16 protein-coding genes are annotated in these 25482 nt (G+C 69.4%); 12 read left to right on the forward strand and 4 right to left on the reverse strand.

Features of this window, described 5'->3' with window-relative positions; all coding sequences use genetic code 11:
- Nucleotides 1-93: 93 nt before the first annotated feature.
- On the reverse strand, nucleotides 94-309 hold the full coding sequence (locus CHC08_RS52930; RefSeq protein WP_089208382.1) for a 2TM domain-containing protein: 216 nt from the start codon (nucleotides 307-309) through the stop codon (nucleotides 94-96).
- Nucleotides 310-435: 126 nt separating this feature from the next.
- Here CHC08_RS52930 and CHC08_RS17635 point away from each other — a divergent pair, with 126 nt between their 5' ends.
- The 9 genes from CHC08_RS17635 to CHC08_RS52420 all read left to right on the forward strand — a co-directional run bounded on the left by CHC08_RS17635 (nucleotide 436) and on the right by CHC08_RS52420 (nucleotide 13944).
- A complete protein-coding gene (locus CHC08_RS17635) occupies nucleotides 436-1230 on the forward strand; it encodes an alpha/beta fold hydrolase (RefSeq protein WP_179282088.1) in 795 nt (264 codons plus the stop codon).
- Between the two features lie 78 nt (nucleotides 1231-1308).
- Complete coding sequence (locus CHC08_RS17640; protein ID WP_089208384.1) at nucleotides 1309-2574, forward strand: MFS transporter; 1266 nt, start codon at nucleotides 1309-1311, stop codon at nucleotides 2572-2574.
- Between the two features lie 39 nt (nucleotides 2575-2613).
- Complete coding sequence (locus CHC08_RS17645; RefSeq protein WP_089208385.1) at nucleotides 2614-4236, forward strand: FAD-dependent oxidoreductase; 1623 nt, start codon at nucleotides 2614-2616, stop codon at nucleotides 4234-4236.
- A gap of 199 nt (nucleotides 4237-4435) precedes the next feature.
- Nucleotides 4436-6358, forward strand: coding sequence for a Xaa-Pro dipeptidyl-peptidase (locus CHC08_RS17650; RefSeq protein ID WP_089208386.1), 1923 nt, complete (start codon nucleotides 4436-4438; stop codon nucleotides 6356-6358).
- A gap of 376 nt (nucleotides 6359-6734) precedes the next feature.
- Nucleotides 6735-7619 (forward strand): copper resistance CopC family protein, encoded by an 885-nt coding sequence (locus CHC08_RS17655; protein WP_179282089.1) that lies wholly within the window; start codon nucleotides 6735-6737, stop codon nucleotides 7617-7619.
- A gap of 34 nt (nucleotides 7620-7653) precedes the next feature.
- Nucleotides 7654-8028, forward strand: coding sequence for a cupredoxin domain-containing protein (locus CHC08_RS17660; RefSeq protein WP_089208388.1), 375 nt, complete (start codon nucleotides 7654-7656; stop codon nucleotides 8026-8028).
- A 9-nt stretch (nucleotides 8029-8037) separates the two neighbouring features.
- Nucleotides 8038-9354, forward strand: a complete 1317-nt coding sequence (locus CHC08_RS17665) for a hypothetical protein (RefSeq protein ID WP_089208389.1) — start codon at nucleotides 8038-8040, stop codon at nucleotides 9352-9354.
- 202 nt (nucleotides 9355-9556) lie between these two features.
- Nucleotides 9557-10837 (forward strand): chymotrypsin family serine protease, encoded by a 1281-nt coding sequence (locus CHC08_RS17670; protein ID WP_143653253.1) that lies wholly within the window; start codon nucleotides 9557-9559, stop codon nucleotides 10835-10837.
- A 257-nt stretch (nucleotides 10838-11094) separates the two neighbouring features.
- Complete coding sequence (locus CHC08_RS52420; RefSeq protein WP_089208391.1) at nucleotides 11095-13944, forward strand: helix-turn-helix transcriptional regulator; 2850 nt, start codon at nucleotides 11095-11097, stop codon at nucleotides 13942-13944.
- A gap of 478 nt (nucleotides 13945-14422) precedes the next feature.
- Here CHC08_RS52420 and CHC08_RS17680 read toward each other — a convergent pair whose 3' ends face one another.
- Nucleotides 14423-17872, reverse strand: coding sequence for a S8 family serine peptidase (locus tag CHC08_RS17680; RefSeq protein ID WP_089208392.1), 3450 nt, complete (start codon nucleotides 17870-17872; stop codon nucleotides 14423-14425).
- 173 nt (nucleotides 17873-18045) lie between these two features.
- Here CHC08_RS17680 and CHC08_RS17685 point away from each other — a divergent pair, with 173 nt between their 5' ends.
- A complete protein-coding gene (locus CHC08_RS17685) occupies nucleotides 18046-19029 on the forward strand; it encodes a helix-turn-helix domain-containing protein (RefSeq protein WP_089208393.1) in 984 nt (327 codons plus the stop codon).
- 599 nt (nucleotides 19030-19628) lie between these two features.
- The gene (locus CHC08_RS17690; RefSeq protein WP_089208394.1) at nucleotides 19629-21755 is read left to right on the forward strand and encodes a prolyl oligopeptidase family serine peptidase; all 2127 of its coding nucleotides are present in this window, start codon (nucleotides 19629-19631) and stop codon (nucleotides 21753-21755) included.
- A gap of 189 nt (nucleotides 21756-21944) precedes the next feature.
- Here CHC08_RS17690 and CHC08_RS17695 read toward each other — a convergent pair whose 3' ends face one another.
- On the reverse strand, nucleotides 21945-22337 hold the full coding sequence (locus tag CHC08_RS17695; RefSeq protein ID WP_245878386.1) for a MarR family winged helix-turn-helix transcriptional regulator: 393 nt from the start codon (nucleotides 22335-22337) through the stop codon (nucleotides 21945-21947).
- A 541-nt stretch (nucleotides 22338-22878) separates the two neighbouring features.
- On the opposite strand from CHC08_RS17695, the gene CHC08_RS17700 reads away from it, so the two are divergent.
- A complete protein-coding gene (locus CHC08_RS17700) occupies nucleotides 22879-23763 on the forward strand; it encodes an MBL fold metallo-hydrolase (protein WP_179282090.1) in 885 nt (294 codons plus the stop codon).
- Nucleotides 23764-23910: 147 nt separating this feature from the next.
- On the opposite strand, the gene CHC08_RS17705 is transcribed toward CHC08_RS17700, so the two are convergent.
- Nucleotides 23911-25425, reverse strand: coding sequence for a carotenoid oxygenase family protein (locus CHC08_RS17705; protein WP_089208395.1), 1515 nt, complete (start codon nucleotides 25423-25425; stop codon nucleotides 23911-23913).
- Between the last annotated feature and the right edge of the window lie 57 nt (nucleotides 25426-25482).

The following is a 25482-nucleotide window of genomic DNA, read 5'->3' on the forward strand; positions in this document are numbered from 1 at the left end:
AACGTGGAAGCGCCTCACCGGCGCCGGGCCGCTCGGTGCGACCGCGCCGACCGTCATGGGATCGCGCACCAATCACCGGAAGAACGCCACAGCTCATCGCCTGGCATTCGATGTGGACGGCGATAAGACCGCCCAGGCGTGGAAGGCCAGCCCGATGCCCCAGAAGACTATCGACCACACAGGCCAGAAATGGTGTTCCTGGTCGTAGACCCACCACACCACGACCTGGATCAGATTGGCCACGACATACCAGAACAGGTGTATTCGCAGGCCCCATTTTTTGGCGCTTTCACTCCTCGGCGATTTCATTCTCGCAGGCTAGATCGACGCACTTGATGACGAGTGAATCGTTGGTTCAGTGATCGTCAAGTGCCCGCGCTCTACATTGAACCCGCAATCGAGGTTCGAACACCGTACGTTGAAAGGTTGACATTGATGACGACTCGTAGAGCGGTGCTGGCCGGATCCGCCGCAGTCGTGACCGGCGCTCTGCTCGGAACCCCCGCGGCGCAGGCACACCCCCGGCCGGAAGCCGAGCCCAAACCCACCGTGGTGCTCGTGCACGGCGCGTTCGCCGACGCCTCCGGCTGGAACGACGTCGCCGCCCGGCTCATCCGAGAGGGCTACCCGGTCATCGCCCCGGCGAACCCGTTGCGCAGCGTGGCCACCGACTCCGCCTACCTGGCCGGCATCCTCGCCACGCTCAGCGGCCCGATCGTGCTCGCCGCGCACTCCTACGGCGGGATCGTCGTCACGAACGCCGCGACCGGCAACCCGAACGTGAAAGCGCTGGTCTACGTGGCCGCGTTCGCCCCCGACGAGGGTGAGACGCTGCTGGGCCTGCAGACGAAGTACCCGGGAAGCAAGCTCAATGAGGCGGCGCTGGACTTCCGTCCCTACGGTGAGAACCTCGTCGACGGATACATCAAGAAGGAGGTCTTCCGCGGCGTCTTCGCCGGCGACGTGCCGAAGGCGACCACCGACCTGATGTGGGCCGGCCAGCGTCCCGCTGACGCGCGCACGCTCGGGGAGCCGTCCGGTGCCCCGGCGTGGAAGACCGTTCCCTCCTACTACCTCGTCGCCCGCGACGACCAGGTGCTCCCCGCCGCGGCGCAGCGGTTCATGGCGCGGCGGGCCGGGTCGCAGGTCCGCGAGGTCGGCGCCTCACACGTCGCGATGATCTCGCAGCCCGCCGTGACGGCCGACCTCATCAAGCGCGCCGCGCGCTGACACCACGAAGCAGACGGCGGTGTTCGGTCCCGCACCGGCACGTACGCCGTTCGGCTGATTCTCCAAAGGAACAGGACGATGCATCAGCGTGCATACGAAGGCCAGTGCACTGCCGAGGAGAAACGGCACACCTCCTCGCGGACGCCCATCAGCAATCCGAAGCTGACATTGTTCGCACTGGCGCTGGGTACCTTCGCGATCGGCACCGGCGAGTTCGGGAGCAACGGCATCATCCAGCTGTTCGCGTCCGACCTGAACGTGTCGATCCCGGTCGCCACATACGCGATCACCGCGTACGCCTTCGGGGTGGTGATCGGCTCTCCGGCGATCATCCTGCTCGCCGCCCGGGTCAACCGGCGCACGCTGCTGCTCGGCCTGATCGTGCTCTTCCTGGTCGGCAACGGGCTCTCCGCGCTGGCGCCGAACATCGCGCTGCTCGTCGTCTTCCGGTTCGTCGCCGGCAGCGTGCAGGGTGCGTTCTTCGGCGCCGGGGCCGTCGTCGCCGCGTATGTGTACGGCCCGGGCAAGGGTGGAAAGGCGTTCGCCACGGTGATGGGAGGACTCACCGTCGCCACCATCGCCGGGTCACCGCTCGGCACCCTCATCGGCCAGCACACCGGCTGGCGCTCCATGTACTGGACCGTGGTCGCCGTCGGCCTGCTCGCCGGCGCCGCCCTGGTGACCTGGCTGCCCCGCACCGACGACCTGCACGGCAGCTCCATCAGGAACGAGCTGAACGGCCTCCGCCGGCTCAACGTCTGGCTGATGGTCACCGTCGCAGCGCTCGGCATCTCCAGCATCTTCGCCGTCTACACGTTCATCGGCCCCTTCGTCACCGACGCGGCGCTGCGGGACGCCGCGTTCATCCCGATCGCACTCGCCGTCTTCGGCCTCGGCATGGCAGTCGGCAACCATCTCGGCGGACGCGTCGCCGACCGATACGAGCACCGCGGTCTGACCTGGGGTTATGGCGGTGTCCTGGTGCTCCTGGCGCTGATCGGTGTGGCCGGCGGCAACCTGCTGGTCCTGCTGCCCTGCCTGTTCGGCGTCGGCGTGACCATGATGTTCGCGATCCCCACCATCCAGGTCCGGTTGACCGGTTTCGCGCCGGATGCCCCGACCCTGATGGGCGCGCTCAACCTCGCCGCCCTCAACCTGGCCAACTCTCTCGGCGCGATCGGCGGCGCGGTCACCATCGAGGCCGGCTGGGGAACCCTGTCCACCGTCTGGGCCGGTTTCGCTCTCACCACCGCCGGTCTGCTCCTGTACGGCGTGACCGTCGCCCGGGTGAAGCCCGCGTCCAATCCCGCTTCCCATCTGAGCGCCGCTCGACCAGCGTTGTAGCGGAAGATCCATTCTGGTCCGGTGCCACGGAGGAACCACGTGAACGACGGTGCGGCGCGGCGCGGGCCGGTCCTGGACGACGAGCAGTTCCGCCGGCTCGCCGAGTACGGCGAGGTGGAGCACGCCGGGACCGGCCGGGATCTGTACGCGTCCGGCGACGACTTCTACGACTTCTTCCTGCTCCTGACGGCGACCGTGGACATCGTCCGGGACGCGACGGCGATCGAGCCGGAGCGTCTGGTCTACCGGGGTGGCCCCGGAGACTTCCTCGGCGAGCTCAACCTGCTGACCGGCCAGCATGTCTACCTGACCGCTCGGGTGGTGTCCGCCGGGACGGTCGTCCGGATCGGGGCGGTGAACCTGCGCCGGGTCCTCGCCGAACAGGACGACATCGCCGACCTGTTGCTCGCGGCGTTCCGGGAACGGCGCGAGGTCATCCGCTCGGCTGCCGGCAGCGCCTTGGAGATCATCGGCCGGCCGGACGCCGCGGAGACCCTCGAACTGCGCACCTACCTGACGCAGATGCTCCTGCCGCATTCCTGGCGCAGCGCGACCTCGCACCCCGGGCGATCGCTGATGGCGGCGACCGGGCTCACGGTGGACGACCTTCCGGCGGCGATCGTCCACGGTTCGGTGCTGCGGCGCGCGACGCCAGGAACGGTCGCGAAGACGCTCGGCCTCACCTACCGGGCCGACGGGCGTCCGGTCGACCTCGTCGTGGTGGGCGCCGGCCCGGCGGGTCTGGCCGCCGCCGTGTACGGGGCGTCCGAGGGCCTCGTCACCGTGCTCCTGGACCAGAGCGGGCTCGGCGGCCAGGCCGCCAAGAGCGCCCGCATCGAGAACTACCTGGGCTTCCCGCAGGGGGTCAGCGGCGCGGACCTGACCCGTCTGGCGATGGTCCAGGCGCTCAAGTTCGGCGTACGGATCCACTCGCCCTGTGCGGTGGCGGGCCTCGATCTCTCCGACGATCGACGGCCGGTCGTCCTGCTGGAGGACGGCGTGCGCATTCGGTGCCGCGCGGTGATCGCCGCTACCGGGGCGCGCTACCGGCGTCTCGACATCCCGCGATGGGCGACGTTCGAGCAGGCCGGCTGCATCCGGTACGCGGCGACCGAGATGGACGTCCGCGGCTATGAGGATCAGCCGGTGACGGTCGTCGGGGGCGCCAACTCGGCCGGGCAGGCGGCCCTGTCCCTTGCCGCCCGCGGTGCGGCGGTGGATTTGATCATCCGCGGCCACGACCTCGGAACGCGGATGTCGTCCTACCTGACCGACCGAATCCGTGCGCACTCCCGGATCCGGGTCCACACCGGCAGCACCGTCCGCGAGCTGGCCGGCGACGACACTCTCACCTCGATCGTCGTCGAGAGGCCGGGTGGGCGGCACGACCGGCTGGCCTGCCACGCACTGTTCTGCTTCGTCGGCGCCGACCCGGTGTCGGGCTGGCTCGCCGACGTGGCCAAGGCCGACGACGGCTTCATCCTCACGGACGGCCGGCTGCCCGCCGGATCGTCCGACAAGCCCCTGCCGTTCCAGACGAGCGCACCCCGGGTCTTCGCGGTCGGCGACCTCCGCTCGGGTTCGACAAAACGCGTGGCCACCGCCGTCGGCGATGGCGCGAGCGCGGTCTCCTCCGTCCACGCGGTACTCGCCGACGACTGACGCGTGGATCGATCGCCACCGCGGTTTCACCTTCGTCAACACGACCCCGGCCGCGCCGGCGATCCCCGGCGGGGCCGGGGATCCAGCGCTATGTCACATACCAGGACCAGGCTGATGTCGAACGCATAAAGGATCTTGTCGTCGATACGGACACTCGTGAATATTACGGATGTTTCCCTAGCTACCCTGGAGGCTCCGCTTGCCAAAGTTACGAGCAGTCCTCATCGCCTTCGCCGTGGTCGCGGCGGGCGTCACCCCGGCTCACGCGAGCACCGCACCCTCCATCACCGTCAAGCAAGGGCGGACCCAGCCGGTCTTCTCCTATGCCGACGCCGTCCGCGAGCACGTCTACGTCGAGTCGACCGTCGACAGTGACTCCGACGGGAAGCTGGACCGGGTCCGCGTCGACATCATCAGGCCCAAGGAGTCGAGCCCCAGGCTCAAGGTGCCGGTGATCATCGACGAGAGTCCGTACTACGACAACTCCGGTCGTGGCAACGAGGCTGAGCGGAAGGTCTACGACGCAGACGGAAATATCACGAAATTCCCTCTGTTCTATGACAACTACTTCGTGCCGCGTGGTTACGCGGTCCTCAACGTCGACATGCTCGGCACCACCAAGTCCGAGGGCTGCCCCGACGTCGGCGGACCGGCCGATGTGCTCGGCGGCAAGGCCGTCATCGACTGGCTGAACGGCCGCGCCACCGCCTATCACGAGGACGGCACGCCCGCGGTCGCGGACTGGACCACCGGCAAGGCCGCGATGATCGGCAAGTCCTACGACGGCACGCTGGCCAACGCCGTCGCGGCGACCGGCGTGAAGGGACTGGAGACGATCGTCCCGATCTCGGCGATCAGCTCCTGGTACAAGTACCAGCGCTCCAACGGCGTGGTCTACAACTTCAACTACATGTCGGGGCTGGGAAACACCGTCGACACCGACCCCGACGCCAAGTGCGCCGCCGTACGGGCGCGCATGGACGCCGAGGACGGCGACGACACCGGCAACTACAACGCCTTCTGGGCCGAGCGTGACTACATCTCCGGCTCGCTGGCCGATGTCTCCAAGGTGCACGCCAGCGTCTTCGCCGTGCACACGGTCAACGACCTCAACGTCAAGCCCGACAACTTCTCCAAGTGGTGGCAGGCCCTGGCCGACAGGAACGTGCCCCGCAAGATCTGGGTCGGGCAGTACCAGCACGTGGACCCCTTCGACTTCGAGGGACGCCGCGACCTCTGGGTCGACACGCTGCACGGCTGGTTCGACTACTGGCTGCTCGGCGTGAAGAACGAGATCATGCGCGAGCCCCGCGCCGACGTGCAGACCAGCCTCAACAGCTGGATCACCCAGCGCGACTGGCCGGCACCGCTCGCCCTGAAGATCCCCTTCCGCCCCGCGGCCGACGGCTCGTTCGGCCTCATCCCCGCCAAGAAGGGACAGACCACCACGTTCACCGACGTCCGTCAGTCCGAGGACGCGATGGTGGCCGACGTCGGCACGGTCAAGCCGGGGAGGGCGTCCTTCACCACCGGCGCGCTGCCGCTGGACCTGCGTCTGTCCGGCACGCCCGTGGTGGACCTGCGCGTCGCGCTCGACAAGCCCACCTCGAACCTGACCGCGCTCCTCGTCGACTTCGGCGAGGACACCCGGGTCGACTGGCGGCGCAACCAGGGCGTCACCACCCTCGACGAGGAGAGCTGCCACGGCGAGAGCACGGCCGCCGACGACGCCTGCTACAAGAAGACCGTCACCAACCTGGCGACCCGTCCGCTGGAGATCGTCGCCCGCGGCTGGATCGACGTGCAGAACCGCCAGTCGCTCAGCACGTCCTCACCGCTCACGCCGGGGACGTACGGCCAGGTCAAGTGGGAGACCCTGCCGCAGGAGTACATCTTCAAGAAGGGCCACAGGCTGGGCCTCGTGATCGCCGGCACCGACTCGACCTACAGCCGCGAGACCGCCACCGGTGCGAACGTCACCATCGACCTGTCCCAGAGCAGGGTCCAGATCCCACTGGCGCTCACCCTTCTCACCAGCCGTGACGTGCCGAAGGACACGGCCAGGTGGCAGGGTCCGCAGCAGCTGAACCTGCCGGTGCCGGAGGAGAACGAGTTCTTCTGATCCGGAACGACTGACCCGCACGACGATTGACCCGCACGACCTCGCGAAGGCGTGAGCCCAGCTCAGGCGCTGGGCTCACGCCTTCCCTGGATCGACGTGGCGAGGCTCACAACAACGGCCTCACCCCTGCATGCAAAACTGTGCACACGCTGGGCTCCATGCGTGCGGGACTCCGCGAGTACGGGCCTTTTTCGCGACGGCGGCAAATCTACGGCGAGATAAGCCGGAAACCGTTCCCCATAACGGGATACACGGGCTTAGTTCTGTTCAAAACAAGCAAAAGTCGCTACTCTCAACGGGACTTGGTCCCCACCGACCGGATTCTTCCGTAGTTAGGTTCCCTTGGCCGGTGGGCCGTACAGCACGGAGAGCAGAGATGGCGATGGGTCGGTGGCTGGACCGGTTGCTCGTGCTGGTCATCGTCTGCGGCATCGCGTTGGCAGGCCTCGCGGCGCCCGCGTCCGCGCACGGCCAGCTCGTGCTGTCGACCCCGGCCAAGGACAGCACGGTGTCCGCGCCGATGGAGTCGCTCTCGCTCTACTTCACCGAGAAGCCCGCCCCGAACGCGTACTTCACGATCACCGCCCCCAGCGGCGTCCGGGTCGATCGGCGCTGGTCACACGGTCAGCCCAAGCGCCTCGACGAGCCGGTGCAGGAATACACGCTCATCGACGGCGTCTGGGAACCGAACCTCTTCCACACCGGGTTCCCGGCGAAGATCCCTGTCGCCCACTGGCCGGAGAAGGGCCCGTACGTCGTGCGCTACCAGTCGGTCGCCTCGGACGGGGAAGAGGTCCAGGGCGAGGTCCGGTTCACGTACACGGGCAAGACCTCGGGACCGCCCAAGGGCTGGGAGGCCCCCACCGACCAGCCCGACCCCGCCCTGCTCGCCGCGCTCGGTCAGGGTGGTCCCACCCCGACCAGGGCGTTCGGGAACGCCACACCTCAGGGCGCGTCGCCGTCCGCCTCCGTCCCCCAGGCCGGACCCCAGCCCGCGCCGCCGGCCACTCCCCCGCCGGTGCCGGCCGACTCGGGCACCGGCGTGATGGTGTGGCTGCTGCCCGCCGTCCTCGTCGCCGGTGTGGGCATCATGGTGGTCCGGGCGGCGCGGCGGCCGTCTCCCCAGGGCGCGAACCGGCGAGCTCCCACCGGGCCGCGGGCGAAGGCAACAAAGACGACGAATACGTCGAAAACACCGCCGGCCCGGCGCACGACCGCACCGCGCCCGGCACAGCGCACCAAGGCTCCCAAGCGACGTTGACCCGCCGTCCCCACCGCCCCCCAGGAGAACAACCATGACGTTCCTTCATGCCCGATTCCGCCCGTTGCTCGCCGTCCTGGCGCTCGGCATGACGCTGCTGATGGCCTCGGCCTGTGGCTCGTCGAGCGCCGCTCCCGGCGCCTCGACGGTCAAGGAGATCACGGTGACCATCGCCGGCAAGACGGTGACGCCGCCACCGGGACGGGTCGAGGTGGCCAAGGGCCAGACGGTGCGGATCACGGTGACCGGTGACGTGGCCGACGTGGCGCACGTGCACGGCTACGACAAGGCGGCGGACCTGAAGCCCGGCACGCCGGCGACGATCGAGTTCGTCGCGGACCAGGACGGACTGTTCGAGGTCGAGACCCATGAGACGGGCCTGCAACTGTGCCAGCTCGTGGTGAGCTAGGCCCGCGGGATGCTACTGGCTCACGGTATCGGCGGTCGCCAGGATCTGCCGATCCCGCTCGCGGCCGCGCTGATCGGCGCGATCCTCGCACTGCTGGTGTCGTTCGTGGCGCTCGGCGCGCTGTGGACCGAGCCGCGGCTGGGCGGTGACCTCCGTCGCGGCGGCTCGTTGCCCGCCGTGGTCCAGCGGGCCGTGTCCTCACCGGCGTGGCCGTGGTTCTGGCGGCTCGCCGGGCTCGTCGCCGCGGCGTACTTCTGCGTGGGCCTGATCTTCGGTCCCGACCGGGCCGAGAATCCCACGGCGGGCGTGTTCTACGTCCTGTTCTGGGTCGGCCTGGTGCCGCTGTCGCTGCTGTTCGGCCCGGTGTGGCGTGGCCTCAACCCGTTGCGGACACTGCACCTGCTGGCCTGCAAGGGGCTCGGACGTGACCCTCGTCTCGGACTGCGGCCGCTGCCGCCGGGTCTCGGCCACTGGCCCGCCACGGTCGGCCTCCTCGCCTTCGTGTGGCTGGAACTCGTCGCTCCCGAGCGGGCCACCCTGCCCGTCATCACGATCTGGCTCGCGGCGTACGCCGTGCTCATGCTCGCGGGAGCGGTGGTCTTCGGGTCGCGGTGGTTCGGCCACGCGGACGCGTTCGAGGTCTACAGCGCCCTCGTCGGCAGGCTCGCCCCGGTGGAGAGACGTGACGACGGCGTCGTGGCCTGGCGTAACTCACTCGACGGGATGTCCGGGCTCCGGCCGGCGCCCGGGCTGACGGTGCTGGTGGTGGTGCTCCTCGGATCCACCATGTACGACAGCCTCTCCAACGCCCCGGTCTGGGTGCGCTTCGTGCAGGAGAGCCTGCTGCCGGCACCGGTCGTGGGGACGGCGGGTCTGTTCGTCGTCATCGGCCTGGTACTCGCGGCGTACCGCGGCGCGACCGCGCTGGCCGGCCGATGGGGCGCGGCGGAGCCCGGCACGACGGCGGGCGAGCTCGCCCACGCGATCGTGCCGATCGCCGTCGGGTACGTGATCGCCCACTACTACTCGCTCTTCCTCCTCGAAGGGCAGCGGACCCTCGCCCTGCTCTCCGACCCGCTGGACACCGGCGCCAACTGGCTGGGCACCGCCGGGTGGACCGTCCACGCGGCCGGCACCACCCCCGCCGGAATCGCCGTGCTCCAGGTGACGGTCATCGTCATCGGTCACGTGCTCGGCACCGTACTCGCCCACGACCGCGCGCTGGTCCTGTTCCCGCGCCGGACCGCCGTCCTCGGGCAGATCCCCCTGCTGGTGCTGATGGTGGCCTACACCGTGACGGGCCTGCTCCTCCTCTTCGCGGGCTGAGCCCCGTCGAGTCTTCGTGAGCCGAGTCCCGTCGAATCGGCCGGCTCGGTGCGTGCCCGGGTCGATCCGCCGCCGGTCGGCCCGCGCCCGCCGGAACGCCGGTTGAGTACTGACTGCTCATTCGGCGGCGGCACGTCGCCGGAGATGATTCGTGACGCCGTTGATGCCGCGCAGGCATCTCCACGTCCGAGTTAGGTGAACGATGTCACGTCGCACTTCCCCCCTGAGCAGAAGCACAAAACTGGCGATGGGGGTGCTGATCGCCGCCAGTACCGCCCTCTCCGTCCCGTCGTCGGCGAGCGCGGACCCGGGCCCCGTCCACGCGGCGGCGTCCACGACCCGCGACGCCGAGCTGGCTCGTCGGCAGGCGCCGATGCTTGCCCTGGCCGACGAGCTCGAGGCGGCCGACCGATCCGGCGGCTCCGGTTTCGCCGGTGTGGTCCTGGACGTCCCGGGTGGTGTCGTCCACCTGTACTGGAAGGGCACCGCGCCCAAGGCGACCGGCGTCGCGGCGGCGAAGGCGCCACGGGGCATCCGGGTACGGGTGCATCCGGCGGCGTACTCCGCCGGTGAGTTGCAGAGGCGGGCGGATGAGATCATCCGTACCCGAGGCCTGGGCGCCGGCGGGGACGTCCACCGTGTGACGCCCCTGGCGGATGGCAGCGGCCTGGAGCTGGGCGTCACGAAGACGGCGGGAACGGCCGCCAGGACCGCCCCGGCCGATCCGCTCGTGGTCCGCACCGAGGCGGAGGCGGCGCCCACGCCCTACAACAACCGATGGGGCGGCAACTCGCCGTTCGAGGGCGGTATCCAGCTCAACGGCTGCAGCGCGGCCTTCGCCACGCTGCAGGCCCCGATGGCCGGAGACGGGCACTTCCCCGCGAAACTCGTCACCGCGGCGCACTGCTTCTCGGCGGTCGGGGATGAGGTGCGTACCGGAAACTCGGCCACGGGGGGTCCGATCGTCATCGGCCACGTCGAGGCGATCTATCCCCAGCTGGACTCCGCGATCATCGCGGTGGACTCGGGCAAGTACGTCACCGGCTGGATGTGGGACGGCGGCGTGGAAGACGGGTCGGAGTACACCAAGCCGGTCGTGGGCACCTCCGCGGCACGGACCGGTTCGCTGGTGTGCACCTCGGGTGCGTGGAGTGGAGTCCACTGCGACATCAAGATCACCAAGACCGGTTCGACCCTGGACTGGGGAACGCACGTCTCCCGGGCGGTGTCCATCGGCGACCAGCTCCAGGGCCGGCTCGCCTCGGGCAATGGCGACAGCGGCGGACCCGTCTTCACCCTCACCGACGACTTCAGCAGCGTCCTCGCGGCCGGAGTGATCATCGGCGGGGACGACGGCCGCTCGGCGACGTGCACCTTCAGGTCCGGCCGCTGCTCGAGCAGGCTCTTCTTCACCGACTTCCGCACGGTGCGATCCTTCTGGGGTCTGTCCTGGATGGCGGGCCAGGGGCCGGAAGGCCTCTGAGCACCTGATCGCACATCCGGACGCCGCGCTCTCGGAGACCCTCCCACGAGCGCGGCTCTTCCCTGTCCCCCGCCGCCGCGCGGCCTGCGAGCGGGCCCCAAGCGATTAACAAACGGTCGGCAATACGCCTTGTCCATCCTTATGTGGTCATTCAGCACGGAAGACGAGGCGTAATGATCCAGGGCACACATCTTCGGCATCCGGATACCCGGGCAGGCCACAGGTTGATCGGCGGAACGACACACCGTACGACCGGCATGGTCGAGAGCGGGACGGCCGCGGACGCCCATCCGCAGGCGGGGCGCTGGCCCCTCATCGGCCGCCAGGCGGAACTGGCGCGTTTCGTCCGGGTGCTGAAGGATCCGTGGAGCCAGAGCTTCGTGGTCTGCGGTCCATCCGGCGTCGGCAGGTCGCGGCTGCTGGAGGAGTTCATGTTCGCGGCCATGGGCGAGGGGTTCGAGGTGGGGTGGGCGGCCGCGAGCGCGGCGGTGGCGGAGGTCCCGCTGGGCGCGATCGCGCACCTGCTCCCTCCCGGCGTGGACCCGGCCTGCCCCGGGACGGGATTCGCCGCCGTGTCGAAGGCGCTGGCCGGAACGGACCGGCGCAGGCGGGTGGTCGTGGTCGATGACCTGCATCTCCTGGACGCGTCCTCGACGGTGCTGCTGAGACAGCTCGCGGACGCGGGCCTGATCTTCCTCGTCGGCGCGATCCGCACCGACGGGCCGTCCGCCGAGGCCGCCGAGGCCACGGAGGTGATCCGGTGGGGGGATTCGGCGCACAGGGTGGATCTGGTCGAATTCGGCCAGGACACGTCCGAGGAGCTCCTCCAGGCCGTACTCGGCGGACCCGTGGGGCGGCGTACCCTGCACGAGCTGTTCACCGCGTCCCGCGGCAATGTGCTCTATCTGCGCGAACTGGTGCTCGGCGCCCTCCACGCCGGGGTGCTGACCGGTGACGGGGCGGTATGGGAACTGGTCAAGGGCTCAAAGGACTCATTACCGCGTACGCCGCTGCTGACCGAGCTGGTCGGCAACCGGCTGGCGTCCGCCGGTCTCGCGGGACGGCCGCTTCTGGAACTGCTCTCGCTGTGCGAGCCGCTGGGAATGGCCGACGTCGCCGCCTCCCCACAGATCCTGATCGATCTGGAACAGGCCGGGCTGATCCGCGCGACCGATGACGGGCGGCGCGTCAGCGTGACCCTGGCCCACCCGCTGTACGGGGAGGTGCTCCGCGAGCGGATCCCCCTCATGCGGCGCCGGGCCCTGCTGCTCCGGCAGGCCGAGCGGATCGAGGTCCACGGCGCCCACCGCCGCGACGACGCGCTGCGCATCGCCTCATGGCGGCTCGCGGCCACCGGCACCGCCGATCCCGCCCTGCTCATCCGGGCCGCGGCCACGGCTCGCCACACTCATGACCACGCCCGGGTCCTTTCCCTGCTCGGCGCGGTGCCCGCCGGGCATCACACCGCCGGGTCCTGGCTTCTGTACGGCGAGGCGCTCATGGAGACGGGCAGGTACGAAGAGGCCGAGGCGGCGCTGGCCGGAGCGTACGGGCAGGCGTCCACCGAAGGGGAACGCCAGGCCGTGACCAGGATGCGGACCCTCAACCTGTTCTGGACGGGCGTCCGGGCGGAGGAGGCCGTCGAACTCAACGACGAGGCACTCGCCCACGTCACCTGCGGCACCGATCGCGGGCTTCTGCTCATCACCAAGGCCACCATGATCACAATGTCCGGCCGGCCCGCGGAGGGGGTGGCGCTGCTGGATGAGGTCCTGGACGAAATACCGCGGGGGCAGAACGTCAACGCGCGGCTGTGGGGTGCGTCGGCGAAGGTGACGGGGCTGGCGCTGCTGGGCCGTACCCATGAGGCCCAGGCCCTGGCCGAGGTGATCGAGCGCACCTATCTGACGCGTCTGCACGATGGACACGCCCCGCCTCCACCACCGTTCGCCTGTCTGGTTCCGCTCACCCTCGTGGCATCGGAGCTCGGCCGGCTGGCCCTGGCTCGCGAGATCGGAACGCACGGCACCGCCGCCCTGCTCACCGAGCGCGGCAGAGGTTACGGACAGACCTGGATCGCGTTGAGCCAGGCACGCGTGGAGTGGCTGGCGGGACGGCTGGCCACCGCGCGTCACTGGTACGTGGAGGCGGCGAACCTGGCCCACGCTCACCGTCACATCAAACCGCTGCGTCTCATCCTTTCCGGTCTGGCCGCGACCGCCGGTCTCCTCGGCGACCTCGACGTGGCACAGGCCGCCCTGGACGAGCTCAAGGCCTATCCGAGCGCGGGACTTTTCGCCGGTGAGGAATATCTGGGAGAGGCCTGGGTGCTGGCGGTCCGGGGGCACCTGGCCGGGGCCCGGGAGATCCTCGTTCACGCCGCCGGAGTGGCGCGGGACGCCGACCAGTTCACGTCCGAGGCGCTGCTGCTCACCGACGTGGCCCGCCTCGGTGGTGCCCGGCAGGTGACCGATCGTCTCACGGAGCTCGCCCTGATATGCGATGGCGACTTCGCGGCGGCTCGGGCGCGCCTGGCCGCCGCCCTCGCCGCGAACGACCCGTCGCGGCTTCTCGAGGCCGCCGGCATGCTCGAAGAGATCGGCGCGGACCTGCTGGCCGCCGAGGCCGCCACCGCCGCTGCCGCCGCCTGGCGGCAGAACGGCGCCCCCCGGCAGGCCGCCGCCGCGGCCGGACAGGCTCTGGAGGCGACGGCACGCTGCGGGGGCGCGGGCACGCCCATCCTCGCCACCGCGCAGGCGACCTCCTCCCTCACCGGGCGCGAACGCGACATCGCCCTGCTCGCCGCCGGTGGCGCCCCCAGCAAGGACATCGCCCAGACCCTGGTGCTGTCGGTGCGCACCGTCGACAACCATCTGCAGAAGATCTATACCAAGCTCGGCGTCACCACTCGACGTGACCTCGCCCGCATCCTGCAGGGGAAACCCTCTCGAAGGGTCTCCGCGCCCGCCCCTCCGGCTCGGGTTCCCCCCGCACCGTGGAGACAGTGCCGGGGGAACCCGTCAACGCGCCAGTACGGCCTTCAGGCCGACCAGGCCCCGCACAGACCGGGCGCCATGCCGCCCTGGAGAGGTGGAAAAACAATGTAAATCTACCTGTTAAGTGGGTATTGTTCGCATCCGCCGGAGATGCTTGGCTTTCTGTATGCCGACCGAGATCGTTCTGGCGAGACGGTTGTACGTCGATCTGATGCGAGCCGGTGCCACCCGCTGTCCCACCGGCTGAGCGCACCGGCGTTCCGGCGCCTGACGCCGTCCTCCTCCCGAACCACACCGAACGGTCCCGTTCTCGCAGGCTCAACGATGCCCTCCGCCCCCGAAGGAGCCGCCCGCACGCCCGCACCGACGCCGTCTCACGACCCTGAGGACGTGTGCCGGCGACGTGTGCCGGCAGTGGACACCGGTGCCCGCGCCGAAACCCTGACCGGCACCGCTCCGGTCGCCTGCCCGCCCAGCTGGGCGGGCAGGCGACCGGCCTTAGGTCACGGCATCGGCGGCGATTTCCCGAAGGTCGTCCGAGGATTCACCGAACCACCCCGCCGACGCCATGGCAGGTCACCGTGGCCCCTCAGCGGCCGCTCACCGTGAACCGCCCGGCGAGCGGGCCCAGGTCCACGGTGTACGTACCCGAGGAGCTCCGGCGCACGTCGAACGAGAGCCGCACCGCCTTGTCGGCGCGGACCTGGACGGTCTGCCGCCGTTCGACCGCGCCGTCGACCCGCAGGACGGCGTCGTACGCGCCCACCTTCTCCCCCACGTTCTTGACCGACGCGGTGATCCGCACGGGGCGGCCGGGGCGGGTGTCCAGGGGGCTGATGGCGAGGTCGGCCAGGACGAAGCGAGGCTCGGGACCGGGGGTCCGGTCGTGAACGAAGATGTCGGAGCGCCGGTTGGTGTCGTCATCCACGAGGTTGCCGGAGGTGCTCTGGAAGGCGACGTACCGCCCGTCGTCGCTGATCGTCGGCAGTTCGCTCATGCCGTCGCCCTCCGCGCCCTTCGTGCCCGTGGAGACCCGCACCGTGGTGCCGGCCTTCAGGTCGCGCACGAACACGTCCAGCTGCCCGTTGGTGTCGCCGGCGGCGAGGTTGCCCGCGTAGCTGTAGAACACCGCCGTCCGCCCGTCGGCGCCGATCGACGGGCCGTAGGACGCGTTGTCGCCGATGCCTCCGTCGGGCCCCGCGGAGACCAGCGCGGTCGTACGGGTCTGCCGGTCGTAGCTGAAGATCTGGAAGCCCATCGGCCCGCCGCTCGTCAGGTACACCACCATCCGCCCGTCGGCGCTGATCGACGGCGTGACGCCCTCCGTCCCCTCCGGCGCGGGAACCATCTCCGTGGTCCCGGTCTGACGGTCCCGGACGAAGACGTCGACATGCCCGTTGGTGTCACCCGGGACAAGATTGGTGCCATCGCTGTCGAACGCGACGAAGCGGCCGTCGGCGCTGATGAAGGGGTCGCGCGAGCTCCCGTCCGCCTGGACGGCGCCCGATGCGACCGAGACGCGCTCGGTCTTCCCGGTGCTCCGGTCGCGGACGAAGACGTCGCTCCGGCCGTTGGTGTCCCCGGGCACCAGGTTGGTGGCGTCGCTCTGGAAGACGGCGAAGCGGCTGTCGACGCTGAACAGCGGCTGCGTGGACAGACCGTTCCCCTGGGTACCGTCGGAGGCCAACGAGATGCGCTCGGTCTTCCCTGTCTGCCGATCACGGACGAACGTGTCGGTCTGCTCGTTGGTGTCCCCGGGCACCAGGTTGGTGGCCCCGCTGCTGAACCCGACATAGCGGCCGTCGGCGCTGATGTCCGGGAGCAGCGAGAAGGCATCGGCCTGTGTGCCGTCGGAGGCCACCGACACCCGCTCGATCGCCCCGGTGCGCCTGTCGGTCACGAAGACGTCGACGTCGTTGTTGGTGTCGTCCGGGACGAGGTTGGACGCCGGGCTGGCCCACGCCACGAGGCTGCCGTCCGCGCTGAGCCTCGGCCACCAGGCGTCGTCGTCGCCCTGCGCTCCGTCGGCGGCCAGCGAGACGCGCTTGGTCGGCGACGGCCGCGGGAGGGCGAAATCGGCCTTCCCGTTCGTCTTCTTCCCGTTTACGGCGACCTGCTGGGGATCCGAGGTCGACACGCCGACGGCCGACGCGACCGCCTGATAGGTGCCCTCGGGCACGTCGTCGATCGCGTAATCGCCGTTGATGTCGGTCGTGGCCGTGAGGTGGTCGGGCACGCCCAGCACCGTGACCGTCGCGCCCGGCACCGTCGAGCCGGTCGGGCCGTACGCCACCTTTCCGGAGAGCTTGCCCCAGCGGGTCTGCTCCAGCGCGAGCCGTACGTCGGAGAAGCGGTCGGCCGTGACGCGGACGCGGGTCGACTCACTCCGGTAGCCGAATCGGGCCAGCTTGAGGTCGTACGTGCCGGCGCCGATCCGTATCTCGAACCGGCCCTGCTCGTCGGTCTGGAAGGTACGGCCGGTGGACGTCAGGGTGACGGTCACGCCGGCGAGCGGCTTACGGGTCTTGTCGTCGGTGACGGTGCCCCGGATGCCGCTCTTCAGCGCCGCCTCGGCGACGGCGGCGTACGCGTCGATCCGGCCGGCGCCGTAGCGGGTGTTGGGACGTTCGCCGTAGCGCTTGTCGAAGAACGACGTGCCTTCGAGGATGGTCAGGGCCTCGTCGACGCTGAGATCGGGGCGGGCCTGCAGCATCAGCGCGACCGTGCCGGAGACGTGCGGGGTCGCCATCGAGGTGCCGTCCAACGTCCCGTACTCGCCGCCGGGCACGGACGAGAGGATCTCCGTACCTGGCGCCGAGACGTCCGGGACGACATAGGAGTCGGGCCACTCGGCGGGCGCGTCGAACCAGTCCTTCCTGGTGACGACACCGCCACAGGAGAAGTCCGGCACGCTGTCATCGGGGTTCGTGGCGCCGACGGCCACGGCCTCGTACACGTTGCCGGGGCTGCTCGACTCTCCAGGGAGACAGTCGTTGCCGATGGCGAAGGCAGGAAAGGCGCCGGCCAGGCGGAGGTTGCGGACAGGCTCGATCAGCTCGTCGGTGTAACCCTCGCCGCCCAGCGACATGCTGACGACGTTGGCGGGCTTGCCCGCGGGGCTGCCGTCGGCGGCGTACGGCGCCACCGCCCACTGCATGCCGGCGATGATCTGGGCGATGGATCCGCTGCCGCCTGGGATGACCAGGCCGGCCATCAGCTCGGCGCCGGGCGCCACGCCGATCTGCGTGCCCGACGCGTTACCACCGGCGACCGTGCCCGCCACGTGCGTGCCGTGGAAGGCGCTGTCGTGCGGCGAGGAGAAGACCGGCTTTCCCTCCGCCGAGAACTCGATCCAGCCGCCGGGGTGGGACGGATCCGACGCGTCGTCGGTGACGAGCTTCCCGGTGAGGTCGGGGTGGCTGATGTCGATACCGGTGTCGAGGATCGCCACGCGCACGCCGTCGCCGGTGAGCCCGCGCTCCTTCTGCACCCGGTCGGCGCCGATCTTCTCGACGCCCCAGGTCGACGCGCCGGCTTTCGCGGCCCGCAGCGAGGCGACGGGCGACGCGGGAGGCGTGGGCGGGGCCTTGAGCTCGAAGTTGGGAATGACCCGGTCGACCATGGGGAGTGCCGCCAGCGCGTCCATGGTGGCGGGCTTGACTCGGACGAGCACCATGTTCTTGAGCCAGAAGGTATTGACCACCTGGTCCCCGCGGGACTCGACCAACTGGACGACAGGGGTCTGCGCGGACCGGGCCGTCTCGGCCAGGGTGGTCCGCGCCACGCTCGGCGAGGACGTCGCCGGGTCCGGGCGAGCGCCCAGGACGACGACCGCCTCGACGCGGTCGTCGGCACCCGCCCTGGCGGTCTTCATCCGGTCGATCAGCTCAGAGGCGATCTTCCCTCGTTGGGCGGGTTTCTCCGGGGGTGCCTTCGCCATGGCCGGATTCGCGGGCAGGATCGCGGTGAGCGATCCGAGAACGAACAGCGTGGCAAGTAACAGGCGTTGCCCGCGAGATCTATGGGCGGACAGCGACATAGGGGGCTCCTTCGTTCATATGCGCGCGTAGTGCGCCTGAACGCTGGCATCCGCCCTTGTCGGCTGACAAGCTAAGTGGACGGCGAGTTCATGTCAGGTGACAGGAATACGACAGCCCGGGTCGGCCACCGTTCCCGCTGCCGGACGATCGCCGTGGCCGCGAGGAGGCAGGCGTGCTTGAAGTGATCGGACTGAGCCAGCAGGACGAGGCGGTGTACGACGCCCTCGTCCGCAGAACGCAGGCGACGATGTCCGAGCTCGTCCGAGATTGCCATCTTCCGGCGGCGGCCGCCAGACGGACGTTGCGGTCGCTCGTCGAGCTCGGCCTGGCCACCCGCTCGACGGGGCGTCCCATCCGCTACGTCGCCGTCTCGCCGGACAGCGGGCTGGAGGCCATCCTGCGCGAGCGCGAAGCCGCGCTGCACGATGTCCGCTCGCATGTCCGGACGTTGATGAAGATGTATCGCGCGGGCACCCGGTTCGCCCATCCGGGTGAGCTGATCGAGGTGGTCTCGGGACGCGACGAGGTCAACCACCACTGGCTGCAGATGCAGCAGAACACCCGCGCCCAGGTCCGCGGGTTCGACTGCCCGCCCTACGCCGCCCCGGAGGCGCACACGGAGCCGAACCACGTCGAGCTCGCCCTGCTGAGGCGGGGCGTGAAGTACCGGGTCATCTACGACAAGAGCGCCATCGAGCTGCCCGGCTGGCTGGACGACGTCACGGCCGGAATGCAGCATGGAGAGCAGGCCAGGATCGCCGCCCAGCTGCCGATGAAGCTGGCGATCTCCGATGACCGGATGGCCATCATCCCCCTGCTCCGGCTCGGCGACGACGCGGTCACGGCGTCGTACCTGATCCATCCCTCACCGCTCCTGGACGCGCTGGTCGCCCTCTTCGAGGCGGTGTGGGCGCGCAGCGTCCCGGTCCGGCTGACCGCACCCGGCGTGGACGACTCCGGCACGGAGGAATTGTCCGAGGAGGAGTCGAGGCTGCTGACGCTGCTGGCCTCGGGAGCGACCGACAAGGCGGCCAGCCGCGCCCTGGGGTGGAGCGAGCGGACCGTGCAGAGACACGTCACCAAGCTGATGGACCGGGTCGGGGCGCAGACCCGGTTCCAGATCGCCATGGAGGCCACCCGGCGCGGCTGGATCTGACCTGCGATCCCGGCGATCATGCGCAGTTATGCGGTCGGCGCGCTGCGGCTGCTCAACTTCACCGACATCGCCGAGAGAACCCGCGGGCCCGCGACGACTTCGGCAGTCCGTTGATCGCTCTCGGCCTCACCATGTGAGAACTCTGTCGGCCCTGGGGTCCGTCTCGAAAGGATCCGAATTGTTTTTGCGCGAGATCAATCCTCATATGGAATTCTGGTATGCATTCTTCTCTTGCATAAAATTTTAACGGGAGGATAGCCAATATGCTCGGCCGGCTTTCCGGCCCGCAGGTGCCGAAGACCCAGGAGGATTGGCGCTCGCCGTCGGGAGTGATGCCCGTGTTTATCGATCGCAGGCGCGGGGACATTTGTTGTCGTAATCGCTCATTCCGGGCGAATCGACGGATCCTGGAGGCTGACATGAACGGATACCTACCGTACCGTGAAACCGGCCCATCTGCCCGCACTGGGGCCGTACGCGGCTGGCAGGCGGACATTCTCCGCGGCGAGTCGTAACTGAGTGAGCCGAGGTGCTGCGGTGTGTACAGGCCGCAGTACCTCGAGCTGTGGCAGGTGGGGCGATGCATTCGGGGGGCGTTTATGGCGCGATTGTTTTACCCTGCCGCTTGGCGCAGTGATGCGGTAGAAGATCTGTTCGAATTCCCGGTTCCCGATCCCTACCGTTGGCTGGAAGACGGCAATGACGCGCGCGTGCGGGACTGGGCCGCTGCCCAGGATCGTCTCTTCCGCGCGTCCAGCGCCGGATGGTGTGAGAAGCAATCGTGGGCTTCCTTGGTGGATCAGGTGTCGTCCTTCGGTGTGTCGGAGCCTCCGACGGCGCGTGGTTCGGTCATGTTCCTCGCCGAGCAGCTCCGTGAGGATGAGCAACGACGCCTGCTCATCGTTGACGCGGAGGGAAACAGGCGGGTGCTGGTCGATCCGGTGGAGATCGATCCGTCCGGTCATACCGGGCTGTATGCCTGGTGGCCATCGCGCGAGGGCGAGCGTGTGGCCGTCCAGATGGAGGTCGCCGAGCAGCCCGGCAGCGACATCCTGGTGCTGGACGTCCATACCGGCGAAGCGGTGGACGGGCCGTTGCCACGCGCCCGTAACACCTCACTCGCCTGGCTGCCCGGAGGGGACGCGTTCTACTACGTCAGCCGTGTTCCCGATGAGGAACTGGCCCCCGGCGACACGCGTCTGCAGCGGCGAGTGAGGTTGCACCGGATCGGTTCGCCCTGGCAGAGCGACGCGGTGGTGTTCGGCGGCGACGATGCTCCAGACCACTATTACGGTCTCACGGTCAGCGCCGACGGCCGTTATCTGGCGGTCACCGCGATGGCTGGGATCGCCTCACCCAACGATGTGTACGTGGCCGAGCTCGTCGATCCGGAAGCTCCGCATTTCATCAAGGTCGTGGATGGACACACCACACGCGCCCGCGTTCTTCCCCGCTTCCTCGCGGACAACGATCTGCTGCTGGTCACCGACTACCAGGCCCCGTGCGGCCGCATCTGCATGGCGCACCGGCACGATACCGATCCGGCCGCATGGCGTGAGCTGGTAGCCGAGGACCCCCAGGCCCCCTTGGACGAGTGTGTGGTCCTGGACGACCCGGCACTTCCGCGGCCCCTCCTGCTGGTGGCGCGTTCCCGCCACGGCACCTCCACCCTGACACTGCACGACCTGGCCAGTGGCCGGCCGCTCACCGATCTGCCCCTTCCCGGCGCGGGCGTCGTGTCATCCCTGCGCGCAAACAGCCCACGCGGACATCGCGCATGGTTCAGCTACTGCGACGCGACCACACCCCCCACCATCTATCGCTACGACGCCACCAGCGGGAAGACGGAGCGGGAAACCGGCGCCACGACAGCCGGACATACTCCAGAGATTCGCAGCAGCAGCGTTCGCTATCCCGCCGGCGACGGCACCGAGATCACGCTGTTCCTGTTCACCCCGGCCGAAGAACAGCAGGGTCCCCGCCCCACCCTCCTTTACGGCTACGGCAGCTTCGGCATGCCGATGCGCCCCTGGTTCTTCCCCGCGGCAGCCGCATGGGTCAGCGCCGGCGGCACCTACGCGGTCGCCTGTGTACGCGGAGGCGGCGAAGAAGGCCAGAGCTGGCACGACGCCGGCCGTGGACCGCACAAACACCGCGCGATCAGCGACTTCAACGACGCCGCGACCTGGCTCATCAACACCGGCCGAACCACCCGCGACCAGCTGGTGAGCTTCGGCCAATCCGCCGGCGGGCTACTGGTCACGGCCGCCGCCACCCAGCGACCGGACCTGTACGCCGCGGTCATCGCCGAAGGCCCGCTATGTGACATGGTGCGCTACGAAAACTTCGGCCTGGGATGCACCTGGACGGACGAATTCGGTACCGCCTCCCAACCCGAACAGCTGCAATGGCTACTCGGATACTCCCCCTACCACAACATCAAGCCCGGAGCCCTTTATCCTGCATTCCTTCTCACCGGCGCGGTAACCGATCTGCAGACCGGAGAGGCACACGTCACCAAAATGTGCGCGGCCCTCCAACACGCCACCGGCAGTGACCGACCGATCCTCATGCGTCGAGAACCCGACACCGCCCACGCCGCCTCCCCCGCGAGCATAGAACGCGACCTGACCGCGGATATCCTGGCCTTCGCCGGAAAATACGCCGGTCTATCGCCGAAAAAGCCAACCATGCGTCTTCATGAGGCCGTCGTAGAACCAAGCTGAGAATGGCCTGACTGTAAATACTGGAATCAGGCGGCATACAGAAAATCGGCGGTTAACCGATCCTGAAACGTTCAGGCGTGCAAAAACGATCCCGCGTTGTGTTCGTTCTTGCTTTACCTGATGCGGCCCGGGTGGCCGACGGCGAACTCGTCGAAGGCTTCATGGGGTCTTCGCACCCCGGACGGCCGCTTACCCCGTGCTCGCGGGCAGGTGGTGCAGGGCGTCGACCAGGGGGGCGAGCTCCGGGGTCCGCTCCGCTCCGGCCAGAGCGTCGGCGAGGACGTCGTCGTAGGTCGGACGGGCCCGGGTCAGCAGCCCCCAGCCCTTGTCGGTGAGCTCGGTGTAGATGCCGCGCCGGTCGTCCTGGCAGAGGACCCGGGTCAGCAGGCCCCGGTCTTCGAGCCGGTTGACCAGCCGCGTGGTGGCGCTGCCGGACAGTGCCGCGGCCCGGGCCAGCTGCTGCATACGCATGTGCCAGCCGTCCTGGCGCGACAACGCGTCCAGAACCGTGTATTCGACCACCGACAGGCCGTGACCGGCCTGCAGCGCCCTCTCCAGTTCGGCAATCGCCGCCTTCAACATCGGCAACGCCCTGGGCGCCTGGCTCGGCGGTCTGACCATCGCCGCCGGCCTCGGATACGCCTCGACGATCTGGGCCGGCGCCGCCCTGACGCTCGCCGGTCTGGCGGTGTTCGTGGTCGCGATCAAGCTCGCCACCCGTCCCACCCAGCAGGCCCCCGCCCGCGAGCTCGCCGGGACCGCCGGGACCGCAGCCTGACGTCCCCGGGTGCCCTCCCGGTACGAGGGTGACTCACGCCTCATTCATTTGACCTTCATATCGGTGTGAGGGTTTCGATACGGGGCATGCAAGGCCGTATCGAGCGGCTCCCGGGCCCGGTTGCCGGATCGTCGAACCGGTGTCCGCCACCGGGGGCACGGTCGTCGGCCGCCTTCGTCGCCGTTCCGGCCGAAGCGCCGCCGGAGGGCGTCCCGCCCGCGATGTGTGCCGATTTCGTGGTGAGCGAGCCCGCGATGGCCGGAGACGGCCCGATTTCCGTCCCGGCCATGAAGGGGGTCGGGGCGCCTGGTTCCGTCCCGGACATGAAGAGAACGGATACGGAGAATGGCGAAGTCGATATCGGGTCTCGATGAGCGGCTGCGGCGTACGTCGCCGGTCCGGTCGATCCAGATGGGCGACACGACGGTGACGTACGTACCGGACGGCGCCGCACAGCTCACACCGCGGTGGCTGCCGGCCACCACCGACGAGGTCTGGGCCGCCCATCCGGAGTATCTCGACACCACCGGAAACATGGTCGCGAGCATCGGCGGGCTCCTGGTGGAGCACGACGGCCGGTCCCTGCTGATAGACGCCGGGTTCGGACCCTGCTCGCTTTCCGCCGAGGCGGGCCGTCCGCTGGGCGCCATCCACGGCGGTGATCTTCTGGACAACCTGACCGCGCTCGGCCGCCGGCCCGAGGACGTCGAGGCCGTGGCCATCACCCACCTTCACACCGATCACATCGGCTGGGCCTGGCAGCCCGTACCCGGCACCGACCGGCTCGCCTTCCCCGATGCCGGCTACCTGGTGGCCGAGCCGGAATGGTCCGGACGCCACCTCGTCAAGGCTCACATCTCCCCGCGCGCCCTCGACGTCCTCGAACCCCGCGTCCGTATGGTCGGAGAGGGGGAGGAGATCTTCCCGGGCGTGCACGTCATGCCCACCCCCGGGCACACACCCGGCCACACCGCCTACGTCATCGGCTCGGGTGACCTGCGGCTGATCGCGTTCGGTGACGCCATGCACTCACCGATCCAGATCGACCACCCCGAATGGTCCGCCGCACCCGACTACGACCCGAAGCAGTCGGAGGACTCCCGGCGCCGCCTCATCGCCGAGATGGCGGAGCCCGGCACCATCGGGTTCGGCGTCCACTTCGCCGATGTCATCTTCGGCCGGGTCGACCCCCGTGCCGAGGGGCCCGCCTGGCAGCCCTGCCGCGTGTGAACGAGACGAGGCTCTGGACGCCGAAGGACCCGCCTGGCGGCTCCGTCCCGCATGAATCGAGACGGGGCCCCGGGCATGACGGTGTGGCGAGTTCCGTACCGGCTCCGAACACCGGGTGACAACTCCGGGTGCCGGCCAGGCACCGCGTCACAGCCTTAGAGCCTGGGCGGGTGACTCGGCGTCGCGCCAGCCGGGAATCGACTCGCCCGCCGCCCAGGTGGCGTGGGTGCCGCTGGAGATGCGCTCGGGAAGCCTGAGCCGTGCCAGCGGACCGTCGGCCACCCCGGCCGCGTCGAAGATCAGGCACTCGGAACGATCGTCGTTCATGTCGGTGGTCAGCGTGACGAGGTAACCGTCGTCCTCGGCGGAGGATCCCACCCGCGGCGCCATCGCGGGCTCGCTGCCGTACACGCCCGTGGGCAGCCCGAAGCGCTCCTCGGTCCCGGTGAGCAGGTCGTGACGGACCAGCCCGTCGAACAGGAACCACCCCTCCAGCCCGGTCGCCGCGTAGGTGTAGCGGTGGCGGCGTCCGCCGTAGGCGTTGTTGAGCACGCCGAACTCGGTGATGGAGTCGGTCAGCCGCTCCTCCGTGCACCGCCCCGTCACCAGGTTCAGCCGCCAGCGGTGGAGCCGGGTCTGCATGCGGTCGAGCGCCAGGAAGCGGAACATCCGCCGGTACAGGCCGCCCTCACCGGTGTCCTTGGGCTCGGGGGAATCCTGGAAGAACCCGTCCAGGACGATCTCGTCGCCCTCCTCGTAGGCGTTGACCCAGTGCAGGACGTAGGTGGCGTCGGCCTCGAACCACTGGATCGGCCGGCCGCCGCGACGGGGGACGACGGCCAGCCTGGTCGGCAGCTCGGGGTGGAACCGCGCCGCGTACAGGCCCTTCGTCATCAGCTCCGGATCCCAGAACATGGGGCAGTCGTTGAGGATGGCGTAGTTCTCGGTGAAGGCCATGTCGTGCGGCAGGCGCGGCCCTGGGAGCGGGACCTCCACGTAGTGGCTGAGCCGGTCGTCGGCGCCGACGACCCCGTAGTGCATGTAGGGCTCGTCGGTGCCGTAGTTGAAGAAGAGAAGCTCGCCGGTGCGCGGGTCGGTCTTCGTGTGCGCCGAGACCCCGCAGTCGTAGGGGAAGGCCCCGCCCCACTCCGCCTTGCCCAGCGTGTCCAGGGTCAGCGGATCCAGCCGGTAGAGGTCCCCGCACTGGTAGAAGCTGGTGAGCGCGACGCCCGCGTGAACCACGACGTCGGTGCTGGAGGCGTCCTTCATCCGGCCCCGGGCGCCCCAGCCGTCCTGGCGCGGCGAGGAGGCCGGTCGCTCGGCGATCCCGGCCCAGAGCGGTTTCCCCGCCTCCCGCTCGGCGAGCAGCCCGTCGGTGCGGATGAAACGGTTGCGGTAGAAGGCCTTGCCGTCCCGGAAGCCGACGACGTGCACCATGCCGTCGCCGTCGAAGGGATGGTAGCGCTCGAGCGCGGGGTGCACCGGGTTCTCGGTGTTGCGCAGGTAGACCCCGTCGAGATCGGCCGGTATCTCTCCCTCGACCACCTCCAGGTCCTCGGCGCGCCACTCGGTGGTCTGCGGTCGCCACGGCCCGGTGCGGTAGGGATGGTCGTCGTCCTGCGGCAGGGTCGACAGCACGCGTCCGACGACTTCGACGTCCAATGCTCTTCTCCTCAGATGGCCGCACCGGGTCCGGTCGCCCGGTCCCGGCCTCCGCGG

Source organism: Streptosporangium subroseum, assembly GCF_900188345.1.
In the GTDB taxonomy this organism is placed as follows: domain Bacteria; phylum Actinomycetota; class Actinomycetes; order Streptosporangiales; family Streptosporangiaceae; genus Streptosporangium; species Streptosporangium subroseum.

Excerpts from the sequence above, each read along its gene's own strand:
- CHC08_RS17655 (WP_179282089.1), top strand. The coding sequence starts at position 6,735 with ATGGCGATGGGTCGGTGGCTGGACCGGTTGCTCGTGCTGGTCATCGTC.
- CHC08_RS17640 (WP_089208384.1), top strand. The coding sequence starts at position 1,309 with ATGCATCAGCGTGCATACGAAGGCCAGTGCACTGCCGAGGAGAAACGG.
- CHC08_RS17695 (WP_245878386.1), bottom strand. The coding sequence starts at position 22,337 with ATGTTGAAGGCGGCGATTGCCGAACTGGAGAGGGCGCTGCAGGCCGGT.
- CHC08_RS17670 (WP_143653253.1), top strand. The coding sequence starts at position 9,557 with ATGTCACGTCGCACTTCCCCCCTGAGCAGAAGCACAAAACTGGCGATG.
- CHC08_RS17665 (WP_089208389.1), top strand. The coding sequence starts at position 8,038 with ATGCTACTGGCTCACGGTATCGGCGGTCGCCAGGATCTGCCGATCCCG.
- CHC08_RS52420 (WP_089208391.1), top strand. The coding sequence starts at position 11,095 with ATGGTCGAGAGCGGGACGGCCGCGGACGCCCATCCGCAGGCGGGGCGC.
- CHC08_RS17660 (WP_089208388.1), top strand. The coding sequence starts at position 7,654 with ATGACGTTCCTTCATGCCCGATTCCGCCCGTTGCTCGCCGTCCTGGCG.
- CHC08_RS17680 (WP_089208392.1), bottom strand. The coding sequence starts at position 17,872 with ATGTCGCTGTCCGCCCATAGATCTCGCGGGCAACGCCTGTTACTTGCC.
- CHC08_RS17690 (WP_089208394.1), top strand. The coding sequence starts at position 19,629 with ATGGCGCGATTGTTTTACCCTGCCGCTTGGCGCAGTGATGCGGTAGAA.
- CHC08_RS52930 (WP_089208382.1), bottom strand. The coding sequence starts at position 309 with ATGAAATCGCCGAGGAGTGAAAGCGCCAAAAAATGGGGCCTGCGAATA.
- CHC08_RS17700 (WP_179282090.1), top strand. The coding sequence starts at position 22,879 with ATGGCGAAGTCGATATCGGGTCTCGATGAGCGGCTGCGGCGTACGTCG.
- CHC08_RS17635 (WP_179282088.1), top strand. The coding sequence starts at position 436 with ATGACGACTCGTAGAGCGGTGCTGGCCGGATCCGCCGCAGTCGTGACC.